The sequence below is a fragment of the Parablautia sp. Marseille-Q6255 genome (assembly GCF_951230155.1).
In the GTDB taxonomy this organism is placed as follows: domain Bacteria; phylum Bacillota; class Clostridia; order Lachnospirales; family Lachnospiraceae; genus Choladousia.
Genome location: NZ_CATNVD010000012.1, coordinates 77,897 through 98,539 on the forward strand (window position 1 = coordinate 77,897; position 20,643 = coordinate 98,539).

The 20,643-nt window shown below is 50.4% G+C and carries 13 protein-coding genes; 1 reads left to right on the forward strand and 12 read right to left on the reverse strand.

Translation table 11 applies throughout. The features are described from left to right. Positions 1-304: 304 nt before the first annotated feature. The 9 genes from QOX44_RS10630 to QOX44_RS10670 form a co-directional block, all read right to left on the reverse strand. Positions 305-5,728 (reverse strand): DUF4430 domain-containing protein, encoded by a 5,424-nt coding sequence (locus QOX44_RS10630; RefSeq protein ID WP_283683110.1) that lies wholly within the window; start codon positions 5,726-5,728, stop codon positions 305-307. Positions 5,729-6,084: 356 nt separating this feature from the next. Further along, complete coding sequence (locus QOX44_RS10635) at positions 6,085-7,353, reverse strand: Gfo/Idh/MocA family protein (RefSeq protein ID WP_283683111.1); 1,269 nt, start codon at positions 7,351-7,353, stop codon at positions 6,085-6,087. A gap of 46 nt (positions 7,354-7,399) precedes the next feature. Beyond that, positions 7,400-8,038 carry a hypothetical protein gene (locus QOX44_RS10640; protein WP_283683112.1) on the reverse strand — a complete coding sequence of 213 codons (639 nt, stop codon included), beginning with the start codon at positions 8,036-8,038 and terminating at the stop codon, positions 7,400-7,402. Between the two features lie 251 nt (positions 8,039-8,289). Then, positions 8,290-9,360, reverse strand: a complete 1,071-nt coding sequence (gene prfA, locus QOX44_RS10645; RefSeq protein ID WP_283683113.1) for a peptide chain release factor 1 — start codon at positions 9,358-9,360, stop codon at positions 8,290-8,292. After that, positions 9,345-10,286 (reverse strand): peptide chain release factor N(5)-glutamine methyltransferase, encoded by a 942-nt coding sequence (prmC, locus tag QOX44_RS10650; RefSeq protein WP_283683114.1) that lies wholly within the window; start codon positions 10,284-10,286, stop codon positions 9,345-9,347. Before prmC ends, prfA begins: the two co-directional genes overlap by 16 nt. Continuing rightward, on the reverse strand, positions 10,283-11,440 hold the full coding sequence (locus tag QOX44_RS10655; protein WP_283683115.1) for a DUF1385 domain-containing protein: 1,158 nt from the start codon (positions 11,438-11,440) through the stop codon (positions 10,283-10,285). Before QOX44_RS10655 ends, prmC begins: the two co-directional genes overlap by 4 nt. Before the next feature lie 87 nt (positions 11,441-11,527). Beyond that, complete coding sequence (rpmE, locus tag QOX44_RS10660; protein WP_283683116.1) at positions 11,528-11,734, reverse strand: 50S ribosomal protein L31; 207 nt, start codon at positions 11,732-11,734, stop codon at positions 11,528-11,530. A 189-nt stretch (positions 11,735-11,923) separates the two neighbouring features. Continuing rightward, positions 11,924-13,678, reverse strand: coding sequence for a transcription termination factor Rho (gene rho / locus QOX44_RS10665; RefSeq protein WP_283683117.1), 1,755 nt, complete (start codon positions 13,676-13,678; stop codon positions 11,924-11,926). 231 nt (positions 13,679-13,909) lie between these two features. Beyond that, positions 13,910-14,287, reverse strand: coding sequence for a TIGR04086 family membrane protein (locus tag QOX44_RS10670; RefSeq protein WP_283683118.1), 378 nt, complete (start codon positions 14,285-14,287; stop codon positions 13,910-13,912). Between the two features lie 163 nt (positions 14,288-14,450). Here QOX44_RS10670 and QOX44_RS10675 point away from each other — a divergent pair, with 163 nt between their 5' ends. Further along, positions 14,451-15,746, forward strand: a complete 1,296-nt coding sequence (locus QOX44_RS10675; protein WP_283683119.1) for an HlyC/CorC family transporter — start codon at positions 14,451-14,453, stop codon at positions 15,744-15,746. Between the two features lie 109 nt (positions 15,747-15,855). Here QOX44_RS10675 and QOX44_RS10680 read toward each other — a convergent pair whose 3' ends face one another. From QOX44_RS10680 to trkA, 3 genes are all read right to left on the reverse strand, one after another. Next, a complete protein-coding gene (locus QOX44_RS10680) occupies positions 15,856-17,616 on the reverse strand; it encodes an NlpC/P60 family protein (RefSeq protein WP_283683121.1) in 1,761 nt (586 codons plus the stop codon). Between the two features lie 206 nt (positions 17,617-17,822). Beyond that, complete coding sequence (locus QOX44_RS10685; protein WP_283683122.1) at positions 17,823-19,259, reverse strand: TrkH family potassium uptake protein; 1,437 nt, start codon at positions 19,257-19,259, stop codon at positions 17,823-17,825. A 10-nt stretch (positions 19,260-19,269) separates the two neighbouring features. Further along, a complete protein-coding gene (trkA, locus tag QOX44_RS10690; protein ID WP_283683123.1) occupies positions 19,270-20,628 on the reverse strand; it encodes a Trk system potassium transporter TrkA in 1,359 nt (452 codons plus the stop codon). Positions 20,629-20,643 lie beyond the last annotated feature (15 nt).

The window sequence follows — 20,643 nt, forward strand, 5'->3', positions numbered from 1 at the left end:
CAGCGCATCCGAAGTCCGCAAACCTCTGACCACACTGAATACAGTAGCGTTCCTGTGCAGGATTCTCACCTGCTTCCTGAGAAGATTGTTTTTTCTCTCCCCAAAATCCATACGATTTCATCTGTCTAAATTATAGTCCTCTTATTTATTATTGTCAATAAAAATACTATTTTATCTTTATAAAATTTTAACAATTCAGACATCCGCCCGAATTAGCTGATGCTACAGGGGGTGTTGCAAAATACTGATCTATTTTGCAGCAGCCCCCGTCTTTCTCTGCCTGTCAATTCCTGCAGACTGCTTTTTATTTCTTTGTTACCTTTACTGTCACGACAAACTTTTTACTGCCTGACTTCACCGTGATCTTCGCCTTTCCCGGCTTCACCGCTTTCACCACGCCCCTGGAGTTTACCGTCACGATCTTCTTATTCGAAGATGCATATGTGATCTTCTCTTTTGAAGTGAACGGCTTTACCTGCGGTCTCAGAGTTGTCTTCTTTCCCTTCGCAAGTGTCAGCTTCTTATCAAGACCTTCGATCTTCGTCGTCCGAACGTCTGATTTCTGCACCTTAACCGTCACCTTTTTCTTCAGACCGCTTTCCAGTGTGATCGTCAGCTTCGCCTTTCCGGTTTTCTTACCGGCAGTGATCTTTCCGTTCTTCGATACCCTGAAGATCTTCGTATTGCTCGACTTGTAGGACTTCACAGAATCACCATTTGCAAGCCCCGTCACCTTAAAGCCCTTCGTAGACTGCTTTACTTTCAGCGTGATCTTGTTCGCCGTTACTTTCATTGTCGGCTTTAATTTACTGCCGGACTCTCTCGTCTCCTGCGCCTTGCAGACGGAACAGGTGCGCGTCTGCTTCTCTGCTGCAAATACAGTCGCATCAGACGTCTTTTTCCATGCGCCAAACTGATGTCCTGCCGCTTTTATGTTCTCCGTCTTTGTCTTGCCGCAGGAAGTACACGTATACGTCTTTACGCCGTCTGCCGTACAGGTCGCAGGCTTTGTCACCTTTCCTGCGTCCCACGTATGTGTGTGCGGTTTCTCCGGCTGCTCCGGATCTGTGCCGTTCTTTTCCCGCTCAAAATCATCCGTATAATGGAAAATGATCTTATCTCCGTCCTTCAATGTCTGCTCTGCTATGCCAGTCTCTGGATGTACGCCATTTAACGCATACATCCATCCTGACTTTCTGCCATTGGAAAATTCAGCAAGTTTTACTCCATTTCGCGTTACAGATGCAATATACGCCCCGCCGTACTTCTTTTCGCACGTCATGCCATTTGCCGCAAGAGCCATGTCGATCACATCTGCGACCGTGCCGCCGTCTGCTACACGATACTCTGTGTCAGCAATCCACTGCTGCAGATTACCTTCAAGTAAAGTATGTACGTGTCCATCCTTATCACTCTCATGGACATCATCCCCGTACATCGAGAAGGTCACTGCCGCTTTGACTGTACTGATGTTCCAGTAAGACCCCTCTTTTCTGCTGCGGTATGCATCCAGCGCCTGAAGCGCCTGCACGGTGGACATCTCCTGAGATTTATCAATACTTACCAGATGTGAAAAACCTCCGTCACCCTTCTGATACTGCATCAGATTTGTGATCATATTGAAATTCGGAGAGCCGAACCCCGACTCCTGTGAGGTCGGATCGATCCCAAGCCCGACAAGTGCGAGCAGTACCTGAGCCGTTGCTTCTGAAGTACCATAGCCAAAATCATCTCTCATCTGTCCGCGCAGATAATCAAGCGCTTTGTCAATCGCTGTTTTCACAGCCGGACGATTTCTGTAATTCGCCAGTCCCTGCAGCGCCATCGCAGTCGTATCCACACCGGAAGAGCTGCTGTCATACAGCCCGAAGCCGCCGTCCGTGCTCCGGAAGGTCAAAAGCGCTGTGATCATCGCATCTCTCGTCCACTTTGCCTCGGACGGGATCGTAATATCCGCTGCGTCAAGCGCCAGCAGCGCATAGGTCAGCTCATTCGATCCTGCATTCAGGGATGGGTGATTGTAAAGCATCGCTGCCAGATCGACGCCCCCTACATTCGTCACATCCTTACCCATCCGCGCAAGCGCAAGTATTGTACGCGCGATGTCTGTCGGCTTCTGATTCTGCGTCCATGATCCTGCCGTTTCCGCTACAGACTGATAATATGCGTCAAGAACGCCTCCGTCGACCTCCCGACCAGCCTGCAGCATACCGTAGATGATCCACTCATTTCCATATGCATACCCGCTCTGGCTGTACGCATGTTCAATATAGTCCAGCGCACCATTTGCACCTGCAGCTGCGATCTGATCCAGATTCTTATTTTCCTCACTGCCCTTTGTTACTGTTATCGTAATCTGCACCGGCTCTACCGGGTTTGTCTTATCGATCGGCGTTCCGGTAGCTACGACCGTTCCCTCAGAAAGTCCTCTGATCTGATAGGCCGCTGCGGCCAGATAATCTCCGTAATCCGGATCATTTACTTCCTGCGGATCCTTTTTCCAGTAACCACTCCCGACGCGCACAACCTGCGCAATGCCATTCTTGCTGTACGTCCATTTCAGTGCAGGCTCCGTCACCTCATAGCCCTCGTCCGTGCGGGCTCCTGTTACCTCTACCTCAAATTCTGCCGTCTCCTCTCCGGCTGCCACAGTCTGCTCTTTGTATTCTTCCGCAAGCGCTATCGACTCTACCGGATTCAGGTACGTAAAAACAGTGTCCGTACTGCCTGTAACTGTCTTCGTCTTTCCCGTTGCCGGGTCTGTATCTTCAATCTTTGCCGTAAATGTCACCGTGCCTGCCTGTTTCGGCACAAACGCCTTTTCACCTCCTGCAAAGTATGCGATCGTTTCATCACTTGATGTGATTTCTACCTTATCTGCATTAGATGCATGAACCGGAGTCACGATCGCATTCCCCAGGATCCGATTGAACGCTACTCTGCCGTCTGACTCCTGTCCGTCACTGTTTGCATTTCTGGCATGAAGCTCGGCTGCCTGAGGATTCGCCGGTTTTACCGACTCCACCGGTACGTATTCTGACGTAACAGTAACAGTTCCGGACAGCTCCGGCTGATCCTTCGACGCCACGGTAATAGTCGCTGTTCCCGGCTTCTTAAAATAAAAGCTGCTGTAAGAATCCGTATAATTGCTCAGATATTCTTTCCCGGCTTCATCTGTCACGTAGTCAAAACCAAACCTTGAAACCTCATTCCAGACTTCTGAGCCTGCATAGCGGGCCTGCACCTGAATGGACTTTTGCTGCGAACCCTGCACGGTAAATGCTCCGTTCGTCACATCCTGTCCGTCGATCAGCAGTCGTATCTCTGTCATCTGCCGCTTTGTGGCAAGGATTGCCGCTGCCGCAAGGAACTCACTGCTGCCATCCTCATTCACCTGTCTGGCTTCCATAACTGCTTTTCCGGTCCCATATATGTACAGCATACCCGTATCAAGATTTCGTCCGAACGATGCCTCCGGTCTTGCATATGTCAGCTCCCACTCAATATGAGAGCCTTCTGGAATGGTATATCCCTCGAGAGAAAACTGACCCGACTCATGATTGGATCCGCACACATCCGGTGAGATCTGGAGCTGCCTGTCTTCTAATACTACTTTATCCGAAGTGTTATATGCGGTAAATGCAATCGGGTATTTGTTCGCATCCTGCGGAAGCTCCGGCCAGCTTACACTGCCGTCATATTCCTGATCCGGACCAAAATATGGATATCCGTCCCTACCCTGCCCCCACTGTGTTCCATACTCTCCTTTGCCTTCATTCAGCTTCGATACAAGCCCTTTAGAAGTCATCTCTTCTTCACTGTTGATGCCGACCGCCCAGGAATTGTGAAGCTCGCCGCCTCCATCTGCCGCATAGAATGCGCCCTTCCCCGTATCTCCTACAAAGATACTGTTTGCGATAATTCCTCTGGCATCCTCATATTGATTACAAGCAAGCTTCTGGACAAAACCGGATACGTACTCGCCGGTCACATCAGAACGGCAGTTCAGGATCGAACCGTACAGGTTTGCTCCCAACGGAGCGCTTTCTTCGGTTCTGGAGTTTCTGACCTCTCCGGCAAAATTTACATTCTGAACCACAGCCCCTGCTTCGACTCTGGCAAAGAGCTGACCGCCGCCATCAAACCGAATTGTGTGTCCCTGTCCATCCAGGACTCCGTAAAACGGCATCCAACCCATATCATAGCTTACGTCAATCGTAATATCCTGTGTCAGGACATAATACTTTCCCGCAGAAGACATCATCTGTGTAAAATCTGCCTGCGAGGAAATCTTGACTGCATTCTCCGGAATCGCCACTGGCTTATAAGGATCCTTCTCCTTAAGCGCGCTCAGAGCTTCTTCGATTGCTCTGACCGCAGCTTCCACCTCCGTCTGATCATCCGTACCCGTTTTTTTCAGCTCTTTTCCTGCAGCTACGGCATTTGCAAGCTGTTCCCATGACTGTGCCGTATAGTCCTTCTGTGAAAGCTCCTCTGCCTTTTTGATCGCAGCATCCAGCGCAGTCCAGTCCACCGTACCTTCCGGCACCTCAGGATTTCCTGCTGCCAGCGTTGGAAGTCCGCTTTGCGCAGATGCAAAATGATATCCTGTCAGCGTCATTTCTGCATTCAAAAGTTCTGTTACTGCACCAGATCTGAACTCATCGAGTGACTTCTGAGCACAATTCGTTTTCGTATATCCGGAACCCTCTGATCCCATTGCCGTAATTGCAGACGGAGTATAATAACAATTTGCGAATGTGCTGCCAGCTTCTGCATATGAAGTAAGTCCACCCGGCATCGGATAATTGCCGCTGACAGTGCCTGCATAATAAGAATTTCGTATAGTGGCAGCCTTTGCAATACCTGCCAGTCCGCCCGGATCGCTCCAACCACTAATCGCCATATCAACACTGGAATAGCTGTTCTGTAACGTCCCCCCTGTCAAGCTCTCACAAATTGATCCGACCTGGCTTGTCACCGTGATTGCACCTGTGACGCCAAGATTCTGGATTGTACCGGTCACATCCTTTGCCAGCGGTTTATCTGCCAGTGTAATCACATGTCCCTTTCCATCCAGCACACCCGCGATCGATGCGATCTGCTGTCCTGCATCCAACGTAATATCCGCTGTCAGCTCATACGTCTGTCCCGCATAAATATGTTCCGGAATCTCCGCGGCAGAGCTGATCATATACGTTCCCGGATTCTGATTCTCTTTCAGAAGCTCAGATTCTGATTCCCCCGTCTCCTCTTCTACCGGCACAATCGCCTCGATGAAATCATCTGTCTCCAGTTCCAGTATTTCTGTACTCAGAGTCTCTGTCTCGCCCTCTATCACATCCATACCAGGCACGTCCGTCTCAGGCTCAATCACTTCTGTCTCTCCTGGAACCATTTCCAGCTCTGCACCTTCTGTATCTGCCGGAATGTCCTCCAGATGCGTCTCCTGTGTTTCTGCCGGGATACTCTCCGGCTGCACTGCTCCCACATCCGCAGCCGCCGTTTCTTCTTCAGGAACTCCTGCGTCCTGCTCCACGAATCTGTCAGACTCTCCGCTGTTTTCGTCGGTTCCGTCTAAGACATCCAGCCCTGCATCTGCTGAAACAAAATCTTCGACTGTCAGCCTCTCAGCTCCCACCGGTGTTGGAACGCTTGTAAAAACAAGCATTCCCGCCATCAAAAAGCTGAGAAAGCGCCCTGCTTGTTTCTTCCCCTGTTTTCTCATTTTTCTTTTCCTTTCCTGTTGTACAAAACTTTTCTATAGCACAAAAAAAGCCATGCCGAACTTATCAGCATGACCAAAAAAACAGATCACTGCACCTCCTGAGTCCGAAGAGTTGTGCATCCATCGCAGGATAGATCTGACTCGCAGCGCCTGTTCTGTAGCTGATCTAATCCTCATCTACATAAAAGCCCTGCACACAGTAGCGTTCCTGTGCGGGATTCTCACCCGACTTCCTGAGCAGTTTTCTTATTCACTGCCCAAAATCCTGCGACTTCATCTGTTTTCATTGTAAATGCAATATGTGAGTTTGTCAAGGCAGCAAAAGTGCTTAGTTCCTTTACGACAAGGCTACAGCGCTATACGAGATGAACTGCCACTCCCCCGTTTTTTCGAGACTCCTCCGCAGCCAGAGCCATATAATGACTCTCAAGCGACATCTCCAGATCTGTGATCGAGCTGCTGCGCGCCCCCGTCAGGATATAATCCGCAAACTGCCCCAGCATTCTTGTATCTCCTCCTGCGTGACCGCCGAAGTCCGCCGTCTGTTTTGTCAGATCGATGATCTGCTTTTCCCCTCCGAACGACGTATACGCAATCTTATTTTCAGACAGATACCCCTCCAGCTCTCCGAGCGTGCCCATCACCTTTATGTACCGGTCACACCTTGCGCTGAACGCACACATGGAAAATGTCACTGTGATATCCTGCTCAAGCTGCATATTGACCACCTGATGATCCACAACATTGTTGTCACAGTGATAGACACATCTGCCATACGGCCCATTTTCCAGAGCCTCTCTGACACTTTCCTCTGTCGGATGTCCCACTACCGTATTGACCGGCCATCCATCTGTGAAACGCACACCAGTTTTATGATCTGAAATATAAATCTTCTCCGCATCATAAGGGCATTCTTTTTTTGCCGCACACCCCTCCGTGCAGCGCGCAGCCGCTCCCTGAGGCGCATGCTCCTTTGTAAAATGCGAAAGCGTGCCAAAGGAGGACAGACTTTTGCAGGAGGCGCCGGTCAGCCAGACGATCAGATCCATATCATGACAGCATTTCGCCAGGATCATCGGACTTGTCTCGTCAGAATTTCTCCAGTTTCCGCGCACAAATGAATGTGCCTGATGAAAATATCCGACATCCTCCCTCGCCTGCAGGGACAATACGCGCCCCACCGCGCCCTGCTCGATCATTTCTTTTATTTTCCCATAAAACGGCGTGTAGCGCAGCACATGACAGACGCAGACCCTGCGCTTGCACCGTCTGGCCGTCTCCAGAAGCGCGCGGCACTCTTCTGCGTCAGCAGAAACCGGCTTTTCAAGCAGCAAATGGTATCCTTTTTCCAGCGCAGCCTGCGCATGCTTTACATGGTCGCGGTCCTGCGTGCAGATAAACATCGCGTCCGCCATGCGCTCTGCCTCCAGCATCTCTTCAGCGCTCGAAAAACAATTCTCCCCGGCGATCCCGTACAGCCTGCGCGCCTCCTCCACGCGCTCCCGGCGCAGATCCGCCACCGCCACAAGCTCCATTTTATCTGCAAACTTCGGTATATTGGCCGCATAAACATCCAGTCCGCGGCTGCCCAGCCCCAAAATAGCAATTTTTAATTTTTCCTTCATATCAGTTCCTTTCCTGCTGTCACCTTCCGGCCAGCACTTCGAATATTTATATGTTCCAGACGCTTCCGTCCGGCATCAGATATAAGCTTCCCTTTTCCACACACAGCTCTTTCCCCGTGGCAATATCCACTGTGACAACGTATTCCTGATAACAGGGATCCTCGATCCAGCGCGAAAAATACAGCACATCTCCATCCCTGCAGATCAGACTTTCATTTTCACCGATCGGAAACTCCTTCTTCAAAGGCCAGATCATCTCATATACTCCCTCTGTCTGCCTGCCCAGCGTCCACGGCGACATTTCCAGCTTTAAATTATAGCAGTCCTTTACCTGGTCAAGAGGAAGGCTGTGCAGGATCTCCGGTTTCCCGCCCGGAACATACGTATACAGGATGATCTGCTTCTGTCCAAAATCAACGGACAGGATCCCAAAACGATCCCGATCCCACACCGGAGTTTCGTAGTATACATTTTCCTTTTGTTCCAGAGGTTTATAGACCGTTCCATCTGGATAATGGATGAAATACGGGCAATTCCCCCGAAATACGCCGCCCTCCCGGAGCAGATTTTCTACGTCGTATGATTCACATATATCCTCTTCAAAATGCAGTCCGATATACCAGTCCAATGTCCCATCCGCCAGCTCCACATACATATTCGGAAGCTCAAATTTCCTTTTTCTCATTTTCTGTATCCTCCTGTCTCAAAGTGTTTCCTATAAAGCACCCTCTTCTTTCTGCATATCAATTTTACAATGGCAGCATCCAGATATCCTGTTTTGCATTGCTCCCGATATTTTAAATATAATCTAATTTTCTAAATTTCGCAACTACGTGCTTTGACCGCATAACAAAGTGAGGGGGAAGGACCATCCTGCAGGCCCTTCCCCCTCTTTGTCAGAGAATCTATTATAAGCATTTATTTCGTGTCTGTTACCTATTCATTCATCTTTGCAAGCTTCGCCGCCTGGTCGGCTGCGATGCAGCTGTCGATGATCTCCTGGATATCTCCGTTCATGATCTTTTCCAACTTATAGAGTGTCAGATTGATGCGGTGATCCGTCACACGGCCCTGCGGAAAATTATAGGTCCGTATTTTTTCCGAACGGTCTCCGGTACCGACCTGACTCCTGCGCGCCTCCGCCTCTGCATCATGTGCCTTCTGCATCTCGAGATCGTACAGCTTCGCCCTTAATACTTTCAGCGCCTTGTCCTTATTCTTCAGCTGTGATTTCTCATCCTGACAGGAGATCACGATCCCTGTCGGAATATGAGTCAGACGAACGGCTGAGTCCGTCGTATTGACACACTGTCCGCCATTTCCTGATGCGCGGAACACATCGAACTTGCAGTCATTCAGATCAAGCTTGACGTCTACTTCCTCCGCCTCCGGCATGATCGCTACCGTGATCGTCGAGGTGTGGATACGGCCGCCGGACTCTGTCTCCGGCACCCGCTGCACGCGGTGTACGCCGGACTCATACTTCAGCTTGGAGTACGCGCCCTGACCGGTGATCATAAAGCTTACGTACTTCATTCCTCCGATACCGATCTCCTCAACATCCATCGTCTCGACTCTCCAGCGCTGGCTCTCTGCATAATGCACATACATCCGATACACCTCTGCTGCGAACAGCGCCGCCTCATCTCCGCCTGCACCGGCACGGATTTCTACGATAACATTTTTGTCATCATTCGGGTCCTTGGGAAGCAGCAGGATCTTCAGCTGTTTTTCCAGCTCCTCCACTTCCTTCTTTGCGTCAGACAGCTCTTCTTTGAGCATCTCCCGCATTTCTTCATCCGACTCTTCCTCCAGCATCGCCAGACTGTCCTCTATCGTCTGCCGGCATTTTTTATATTCTCTGTACGTATCGACCAGCGGCTGCAGGCTGCCCTGCTCCTTTAAAAGTTTCTGAAACCGCTGCTGATCCGCGATAACAGACGGATCATTGAGCATATTCAGTATCTCTTCAAAACGTATCAGTAAATCTTCTAATTTATCGAACATATATCTCCTCCTGCTCTTTTTCCTAAAACTACACGGTCCAGCCCTGCCAGATCACGCAGCACCCTGTTTTCCCTGTATCCTGCCGTCTCAAAAAGGTCAAGGACCTGTTTTCCCTGATCATATCCGATCTCAAAAAGAAGACGGCCTCCAGATCTTAGATATACCGGACTCTGATCTATGATCCTCCTGTAAAAATACAGTCCATCCTCCATTCCATCCAGTGCCAGGTGCGGCTCATGCAGCCGGACCTCCTCCGAAAGCGTCCCGATCACCTCCGTGCGGATATACGGCGGATTTGAAACAATCATATCGTATGTCCCGGATAATGCGCGAAAGAGATCGCTTTGTACAAAGCAGACATCCGCTCCCAGACGGGAAGCATTTTCCCGTGCTACGGCAAGCGCTTCCTGCGAAATATCTGCCGCATCCACATGGATTCCCGGACACAGCTTCGCAAGGCTGACCGCAATGCACCCGGACCCGGTGCAAAGATCCAGCACCCGCATGCCCGGACGCAGATAACGAAGCGCTTCTTCTGCAAGGAGCTCCGTATCCTGCCGCGGGATCAGTACGTGCTCATTGACGGCAAAGGAAAATCCCATAAATTCCTGCTCGCCGGTCAGATGCTGCAAAGGAATATGGCTGCCCCGTTTGCGCAACAGGCTGCGATAGCGGCCGCAGTCTGCCTCTGACATCCGGCTGCTTCGCTGCGCAAGAAAGATCGCACGGCTGATCCCGGTCACATATTCCATCAGCAGCCACGCGTCTACTGACGCATCCGCAATCCCGCAGCTGCGCAGATATGCCTCTCCTTCCCTCAGGATACCACCCAGACTTTGCTCCCGCAGCACAGGTTCCCCGGACTGCGTATTTTGCTGCTCTTTCACCGCTTCCCCCGGACTGCCCTGCATGTCACACCGCCTCATGTCGGATCTGCCCCATCCAGAGCACCCGGTTCATACTCTGCCGCCTTCTCTGAAGCGTCCGCCTCATCCTCCAGCTCATAGTGCGTTCCGAACTGTTCATTCTCAAAGCGTTTCCAGTCAAAGACTGCCTCAACCGATGCGATCGCTACCTCGATCATGGAATCATCCGGCTCCTTGGTCGTCAGATGCTGCATCGCCATACCCGGTCGGCTCAAAAGATTGACAAGCTTGCTGTCGGAAGAGCCTGCCAGCCGGATAAACTCATACGATACGCCTGCGATCAACGGAAGAAGCGCAAGCCTTAAAACAATCCGCCAGAATGCTGTATTTACATGGATGACCGCAAACAGCGGGATGCTGACGACCATAATAAATACAATACTGATAAACATAACAATAAACAAAAAGCTCGTTCCGCAGCGCTTATGCTCGCGGGAACTTGCCCGGACATTTTCCACATTGAGCTCCAGGCCATGCTCGATACAGTTGATGCACTTATGCTCCGCACCATGATACATAAACGTGCGCTGGATATCCTTCATCCGCGAGATCAAAAGCAGATATCCTGTAAAGATCACAAGCTTTACGATACCTTCCGCTACAAGTATCACGGTCTCAGAAGAAATGATCTGTTTTAAAAACCGCGATAAAAAGTAAGGAAGCATCATAAACAAAGCAATAGAAAAAATCAGAGATACAATGACTGTCACTGTCATCATCAGATCTGTACTGTCTTTTTCTGCCCCTGCGCCGCCGCAGGCCGCTTCCTTCTCAAGCTTTTCTTCACACGACTGCAGAACTGCCTGCGCCTGTGCCTCTTTTCCATGCTTTCTGAGCCTGTCTGCCTTTACCGCCGCCTTTTTGCGCGCCTTTCCTTCCCGCTCTTCCCGCTCCTCCTGCGTCTCCTCTGCGAACAGAGAGGCCGAGTACATAAGCGTCTTCATACCAAGTACCATGGAATCAAAAAAATTAACAACGCCCCGGATGATCGGGAGCTTTATAAACCTGCTTTTCTGAAACCGGCTGCTGCTGATCGTCTGCGAATCTACCACAATCTGTCCGTCCGCTGTGCGCACGGCAACTGCATACTTTTCACCGTTTCGCATCATAACGCCTTCGATCACAGCCTGACCGCCAATACCGGATGGTTTCATATCCCCACCTCATTTCATATTTCATTTATCCAATATACGAAAACGGGCTGAGATTTTTCAACCTCAACCCTTGTTTTACTCATACTCTTATTTTGCCTCAATACCATACTTCTTATTGAATCGCTCAATACGACCGCGAGCTGCTGCCGCCTTCTGCTGTCCTGTATAGAAGGAATGGCATTTGGAACAGATTTCCACGTGGATATCCTTCTTTGTGGATCCTGTTACGAATGTGTTTCCGCAGTTGCATGTAACTGTCGCCTGATAATACTCCGGATGGATTCCTGCTTTCATTTCTTTCACCTCTTCTTCTTATTTTGTGAACTGCTGCATCTGGCACAATGCCAGCCTGCGTTTCTGGTCAATGCTGCTCAAATGTTACCACAGCAAGATACCCCAGACTATCCCTGCAAGTCCCTGCAGTTTCGCTCAAACGAGCAACATGAGAATGATAGCATAGTTTTCGCCAAAAATCAACTGGTTTTAAATGAATTTTTGCCTTCTGACCTTCTGTACAAGCTCCCGGTTATCCCTTGTGTGGACGAACATATTCAGGATATTCTCGACTGCCTCATCAGACTTCATTCCGTTTAATGCACGCCGCATAATATAGACTGCCTCCTGCTCCTCACGGTCAAGCAAAAGATCATCGCGCCGCGTACCCGATTTCGGGAAATCGATCGCAGGGAACACACGCTTTTCTGAAAGCTTTCTGTCGAGCACAAGCTCCATATTTCCAGTCCCCTTAAACTCCTCATAGACCACATCATCCATTTTGCTTCCCGTATCGACCAGAGCAGTTGCCAGGATCGTAAGGCTGCCTCCCTCGCGCATATTTCTGGCTGCGCCAAAGAAACGCTTCGGCATATGCAAAGCTGCCGGATCAAGACCGCCGGAGAGTGTACGTCCGCTTGGCGGTACCGTCATGTTATACGCACGCGCCAGACGCGTGATGCTGTCGAGCAGGATCGTCACATCCTCATTTTGCTCCACAAGACGCTTTGCGCGCTCGATCACCATCTCCGACACACGCTTGTGATGCTCTGGAAGCTCATCAAACGTGGAATAGATGACCTCTACGTTTTCTCCGCAGATTGCCTCCTTAATATCCGTAACTTCCTCCGGGCGTTCATCGATCAGCAGGATCAGCAGCCGCATCTTCGGATCGTTCTCCAGAATAGAATGCGCCACATCTTTCAAAAGAGTCGTTTTTCCTGCCTTCGGAGGCGATACGATCATTCCTCTCTGCCCTTTTCCGATCGGTGAAAACAGATCAACAATACGCATCGCAGTCGCCCTTGTACCGCGCTCCATCCGAAGCCTCTCATTCGGAAAAATCGGCGTCATATCTTCGAAGTTGTGCCTCCGCATGGCCTCCGCAGGCGTCTTCCCGTTAATAGTCTTCAGATACAGCAAAGCGCCGAACTTCTCCTGCTGTGCCCGTATCCGCATATTTCCGGAGATAATATCCCCTGTTTTCAGGTTAAATCTGCGGATCTGGGACGGTGAAACATACACATCATTCTCCCCTGGCATATAATTGTCGCTGCGGATAAAGCCAAAACCATCCGGCATAACTTCCAGGATTCCCTTTGCCACAATCCCGCTGTCAAGCTGAGACAGCTCTGTCGGCGGCCTGTCCGTGCGCGCCTCGCTGCTCTCATTGTTCTCTCTGCGGTATCCGTTCCCGTAGCTATTTTCATTGTTCTCCCTGCGGTACCCGTTCCCGTAGCTGTTCTCATTGTTCTCTCTGCGGGAGCTGTTCCCGTAACCATTCTCATTATTCTCCCTGCGGTACCCGTTCCCGTAGCTGTTCTCATTATTTTCTCTGCGGGGGCTGTTCCCGTAGTTATTCTCATTATTTTCTCTGCGGTATCCATTCCCGTAGCCATTCTCATTGTTTTCTCTGCGGGAACTGTGCCCGTAGCTGTTTTCATTTTTTTCTCTGGCTGCTGTCTCGGTTCTGTGCACAGGACCGCTCTGATGCCCTGCTTCCGTCTCAGTCCTTGCGGTCTGACTCCTGCGCCGCGCAGTCCCGTTCTCGTGCGCCGTGTCACTTTGATCCGGTGCTGCCTGACCAGAGGCTTCTGCTGTCTCACTCTGCCTGTCCTTCTCATCCTGCGCAAGCATCGCCCCGATGAGATCACTCTTTTTCATCGTGGAAATCCCCCGCATGCCCCTGGCTTTTGCCAGCTCCTTTAACACTGCCAAAGACAATGATTCATATTTTTCTCTCATATTCACCTCATAAAACTTTCCTGTTTTGTCTGTCTGCTAAATCCTGAATTATCATTTACCGGGATAACTGTCTGAACCGACTGAAACGAAAGCAGCGTTTCTGATTGCTGCTGATTTTTATTATCATATCATATCACATAAAAAAAGAAAAGAAAAATTTTCGGACTGCAAAAACACAGACGCCGTTTTCACGAACATCCCGCCGGTATCCTGCAGTCCGTACTCCTTTTGTCAGCGCGCGAGCATGCCGCCGGCCATTCCTCCTGCCGCACACATCAGCAGCGCACCGACGGCCCCTGCAGCATCAAATGCACCGGCCACACCACTCATGCGCGAGATCACAAACAGCAAAAGAAAATACAAAATGCCGCTGATCATTCCCCATACAAATTTCCGTCTCTGTGACTTTCCGCCGCAGTACATCCCCCCTGCAAAGCAGGAAAGCACGTACGTCGCAAAGATCCCCACCTGCATGATCCCTGCCTCCGGCTGAAGCTTCAGCATACCAAATGCCAGAAGCAGCAAAAGCACGACTGTGACAAGCGCTGCCAGTATGAGGCTTTTTAAAACCGTCCACGCGGCTCCCATATTGCCTCTGATCTGTTCCATCCTTTATCCCCTCCTTTGTTCATATATATGCTCCGTCCGTTTCTTTTATCCTAGCGCCCTCTCTTTTGGGTTTTTATTTTAATTTTATAGTTTTGGTTCAAGTTTATGTTGCTTTTTATCTGAAAATATTGTATGATTCTCATTAAAATATTTTATAAAGGAGATGATTTTTTTGGCCCCTGAAGACGCCATACAATTTCTGGCGCTCGTCATTCTTGTCGCATTATCCGCATTTTTCTCTTCTGCTGAGACAGCTCTGACCACGGTCAACCGAATCAAGCTGCAGGCTATGGCGGAGGATGGAAGCAAGGCTGCGACAAAGGTACTGAAAACTATTGAGAATTCTTCAAAAATGCTCAGCGCGATCCTGATCGGCAACAATCTGGTCAACAACTTTATCACGGCTATCGCCACTGCCCTCGCGATCAAGTTTATGGGAAATGGCTCCGTTGGCTTTGTGACAGGTATTGTGACGATCCTTGTCCTGATCTTTGGTGAGATTACACCAAAGACCTTCGCTACGGTCAATTCTGAGAGACTTTCTCTTGCGTACGCGACCTTTATCCTGCTTCTGATGAAGCTTCTGACTCCGGTCATTGTGATCATCAATTTCATCTGCCGCTCCATTTTGAAGCTTCTGCATGTCGAGGCAGACAGCTCGCTCAATACCATGACAGAGATGGAGCTGCGCACGATCGTGGATGTCAGCCATAAGGATGGAGTCATTGAAAAAGAAGAACGCCAGATGATCTATAACGTCGTTGATTTTGGCGATTCACAGGCAAAAGACGTCATGGTACCGCGCGCCGATATGGTAGCGATCAGTGAAAGTGCCTCCTATGAGGAGATCAAGGACGTCTTTCACGCTGAGAAATATACGCGGCTTCCTGTTTTCCAGAATGACCGCGACAACATTATCGGAATTCTGAACATAAAGGATTTCTTCTTCTGTGATACACAGGATTTTGATGTAAAAAACGTCATGTACGAACCGTATTATACGTATGAGTTTAAGAAAACCTCTGAGCTTCTTATTGAGATGCAGAACAATTCCGTAAGCATCGCTATCGTGCTTGATGAATACGGCGCTGCAGTCGGTATGATCTCACTTGAGGACCTTCTGGAGGAGATCGTCGGAGAGATCCGCGATGAATACGATGAGGACGAGGAGGATCTGATCCAGAAGATCAGCGACCGGGAATATCTGATCGAAGGCTCTGTAAAGCTTGATGACATCAATGATGCCCTGGAGCTTACGCTCCACTCTGATGAATACGACTCTGTCGGCGGACTCATCATTGAAAAACTCGATCATCTGCCTGCGGAACAGGAATCAGTCGTCACCACGGAAAACATACGGCTTACGGTAGAAAAAATGGATAAAACACGTATCGAATCCGTCCGTCTCGTTCTTCCTGAGACTCCGAATGAGGATGAGACTTCCGACACAGAGGAATAAACCAGAAAAACCATAAACAACAGCAAAAAAACTCCCACAGGGACCGGTATTTTAAATACCTGATCTCTGTGGGAATTTTTATTTTTCCTGAATTTTTATTTCTCCTGTATCAGTCCTGGATAATGCGCGTCGCCCACACAGCATTTCCGTTGATGCCGGATACGATCGTCCCGACCTTTCGCCCGGCTGCATGGATGACCTGTCCGTCTCCGATGTACATGCTGACATGGTAGACATAGCCGTTGCGCGCATAAAAGATCAGATCACCTGGCTGCGCCGATTCTACCGGGATCTGCATGCCATACTGAGACTGGTCCTCCGCCACTCTCGGAAGAGAATATCCGAAATTTGCATAAATGCTCTGTACAAACCCGGAGCAGTCCGCACCAGTCGTCAGACTCGTGCCGCCCCATACGTATGGGTTGCCGACAAACTGGAGCGCAAAGTTCACGATCGCCTCTCTTGTCATCGCCGCCTGCGATGCCTTCTTTACAGAAGTCAGGGTAAAATAACACGCCGCATTGTCCTGCGGCTCCACCAGCACCTGCGCCAGCGGCATATTGTTCTCACCTTTTTCGGAGACAGCGCTTTCTGCCGTATTTCCTGTAATGAGACTGTCTTTTCTGACAAATCCCCTCGCATTTCCCGACTCTACGAACAGCCAGTCTGCTCCTGCATCCTCCAGTATGTAGCACAGCGCTCCGTCCCCAAGCACGCCTGTCGCGCGTGCAGACTCTTTACGCTGCTCACGGATCGACACCTCACCGGAAGCCAGCGCGTACACCTTATCTGCCAGTACCTCCCCGGTTGTGGTATGTGTATGTGCAAATGCCGCGTTTTCCGTCCTTGCCATAAGCAGGCGGGCAGTCGGCAGCTCTTCATCCCCCTTGATCTTCCGGATCCGCTTTGCTGTTTCTCCGGTCACAACAGCCTCTGCCTGCACGAATCCGCGCACATTTCCTGACTCTACATAGTACCAGCCATCCTCCTGATCCTCAAGGATGTAGCATAAGCCATAGTACGGCAGACTTCCCGTTTCACTGGCGCTGCTGTCTTTTTCCTCATACACAGACGCACCTTCTCTGACCTTTACGATCGCAGGCTCTTCCTCCACCTGTGTGAACCGGAACTCAAGCTCTATATCCGGAGGAACGATGATCTTCTGATGCGCGATCAGCTCCTCATTGGAATCAAACTCCGAGGTTTCTGACTCTGATTCCTCTTCTGTCTCGGTCTCCGTCTCCTCATCCGATCCGGATTCTGTCTCCGTCTCTCCCGGCAGCGTCTCCGTCTGGGCTGGCTGCGTCTCTGTCTGCCCCGGCGTCTCTGTCTGGGCTGGCTGCGTCTCTGTCTGCCCCGGCGTCTCCGTCTGGGCTGGCTGCGTCTCCGTCTGTCCCGGCGTCTCCGTCTGAGCGGGCTGCGTCTCTGTCTGTCCCGGCGTCTCCGTCTGCGGCGGCTGTGTCTCTGTCTGTCCCGGCGTCTCCGTCTGCGGCGGCTGTGTCTCTGTCTGTCCCGGCGTCTCCGTCTGAGCGGGCTGCGTCTCTGTCTGTCCCGGCGTCTCCGTCTGCGGCGGCTGTGTCTCTGTCTGAGCCGGTTTCTCCGTCTGCGGCGGCTGCGTCTCTGTCTGAGCCGGTTTCTCTGTCTGAGCCGGCTTTTCTGTCTGAGCCGGCTTTTCTGTCTCCTTTGACACATTTTCCGTCTGAGCTGGCTTTTCGGGTTTCTTTTTCTTTTCTGCTGCTGATGCAGGCGATAAGACGGCCTCCTGCTTTTCCCGTCTCACCGCGCTCTCGTCTACAGCACTACTGACTGTGCATGACGCGAGGAGCAGCGTCATACACAATGCGGCAGTCAGTAATCTCTTTCTTCGCATAGTTTTCTCCCGTATATCAGTATAGCGCCAGTCTGCGGTAAGCGACATGTCCTGTCCCTCGCAGACTGACGCTATCATGTTTAAAATTTATCTTTTATGATAGCATACCATATTTTTATTGTAAAGTCAGGTTACAGAACTTTCACGAATCGTTCACATTTCCTTCTGCCCTTTCCCTGCCCGGGATGCCGCCCCCGCGCGCATGACTACTTTGTCCACGTATTTTTGGAAAACAGGATCAAAATCGGAAACAGCTCCAGTCTTCCCACCAGCATATCAAAGGTCAGCACCAGCTTGGAAAAATCAGAATACATGCCGAAGTTCCCTGTCGGTCCTACCATCCCGAGTCCTGGACCGATATTGTTGAGCGTTGCCGCCACTGCCGTAAAGTTTGTAGTAAAATCAAAATTGTCAAGTGAGATCAGCAGCACAGACCCCGCAAAAATAAACAGATACAAAACCAGAAATACGTTGACCGCGCGCATGACTGTGTGCTCTACGAGTCTCCCGTCCATTTTGACTTTTCTGACATTATGCGGGTGCACGATGTAATCAAGCTCTTTCAGGATAGACTTAAACAGCAGGATGATGCGCGATACCTTGATACCTCCGCCTGTGCTCCCCGCACATGCCCCGATCAGCATCAGAAGGACCAGGATCATTTTTGAAAACTGCGGCCACAGCTCAAAATCTGTTGTCGCAAATCCGGTCGTGGTAATGATAGATCCGACCTGAAAGGCCGCCTGCTGAAAGGCCTTCACACCGCTCGGGAACATGCCTGCCACGTTTATTGTGATCAGAATAATGGACGCCAGAATGATCGCCAGATACGTCCACACTTCACTTGATCTGGCTGCCTCTTTCCACTTTTTTCGGAGCAGCAGGTAATAAAAGTTAAAATTAACTCCAAACAGGATCATAAAAACCGTAACTACAACCTGCAGGTAGACAGAATAGCTTCCTATGCTGTCATTTTTGATCCCGAAGCCTCCTGTACCGGCGGTACCGAACATGGTAGTCAGAGAATCAAACACCGGCATACCGCCCAGCAAAAGCAGAACAAGCTGGAGCACTGACAGCCCCACGTACATCTTATACAGCAGAAGCGCCGTACTCTTTACCTTTGGCACAAGCTTTCCCACCGACGGTCCCGGACTTTCCGCCTTCATCAGATACATCGTACTGCCTCCCGCAAGCGGAAGGATCGCCATTACGAGTACAAGCACACCCATGCCGCCGATCCAGTGTGTAAAGCTCCTCCAAAACAGCAGGCACTTTGGCATCGACTCTACCTCAGGAAGGATACTCGAGCCCGTCGTCGTAAAACCGGAAACCACCTCAAACAGCGCGTCAATATACGAGGGGATACTTCCCGCGATCACAAATGGCAGTGCGCCGAACGCACTTAAAGCGATCCAGCAAAGCGCCACCGCCACAAAGCCCTCCCTCGCATAAATACATTTATTTTTTACCTTTTTGCGTATCAGCAGCATGCCGCTGCCAAGACACAGCAAGATCGTGATCAGCAGCGCATACCCTGCCTTTTCTTTGTAGAGAAGCGCTGTGATCAGAGCCGGGATCATAAAAGCCGCTTCAAAGTTCAGCACCCACCCGATAATATGTATAATAATCCCATAGTTCATTTCTCTTATCCTACTTTGCCAATATATCTTCTACGTCATTCAGTCCCCGGTAACGGGTGATCACGATCACACTGTCCCCCTGCATGATCTTATCCGACCCGCGCGGGATCAGCACCTTTCCGTCACGCGCAATACCTGCGATAAGGACTCCGTCTTTTATCGCGAGCTCGTGCAGCGCAACCCCTGTGACTCTGGAATTTCCTCTGATCACAAACTCCAGCGCCTCCGCTTTTCCGCCAAGGATCTTGTGGAGTGTTTCCACATTGCTTCCAAGTGAATTTTTCATAGAGCGGACATAACGGATAATATGCTCCGCTGTAATATTCTTTGGATAAACTACCGTATCCAGATCAAGCTCCCGGATGACCTCATCAAAAGCAATGCGGTTGATCTTCGTGATCAGCTTTTTCTCTCCCGTCTTGCGCGCATAAAGCGACAGAAGGATGTTCTCCTCATCTATGTTTGTCAGAGCTGCAAAGCTTTCATATCGGTCGATCCCTTCCTCAAGCAGAAGATCCTTATCTGTCCCGTCCCCATAAACGATCGTGGCCTTTGGCAGAAGGTCGCTGAGTTCTTCACAGCGCTTCATACTTTTTTCTACGATCTTGACACGCACACCGCTGTTTATCATGATTTTTGCCAGATAATAGGCGATCGGACTGCCTCCGACGATCATCAGATTTTTCACCTGATTCGTCACGATCCCTGCCTGTCGGAAAAACTCATTCGCATCAGAGGCCTTTCCGATCACGGATACCACATCTCTTGCATAAAGCATCGTATTTCCGTTTGGGATAATGACCTCTTCCCCGCGCTCCACGGCGCAGATCAGCACGTGGCTGCGCAGCTTCGACGGCAGATCTGCGATCCGCATATTGGCAAGCGCTGACCTTTCAGGCACGCGGAACTTCAGAAGGCGAACACGGTTTCTCACAAAAGAATTGACTTCGATGGCGGACGGAAACTGCAGCGCCTGCGCTACCTCTCCGGCTGCGGCCAGCTCTGGATTGATCACCATTGCAAGGCCGAGCTCTTCCTTGATAAAGTCAAGCTCCGTACTGTATTCCGGATTACGCACACGCGCGATCGTATGGCAGTTTCCTGCCTTTTTTGCGATCAGACAGCAGAGCAGGTTCAGTTCATCTGAGCCGGTGACTGCGATCATCAGATCCGCAGACTCAATCCCCGCCTCCATCTGGATGGAATACGTCGATCCATTGCCGACTACTCCCATAAAATCATTCTGGCTCGTAATCTCCTGCACGATCTCCTCCCGGCAGTCTATTACTGTAATCTCATTATCTTCATTGCCAAGCTCCAGCGCCAGAGACTGTCCCACCTTTCCAAGCCCAACAATAATTATCTTCATGATATGTACGTCTCC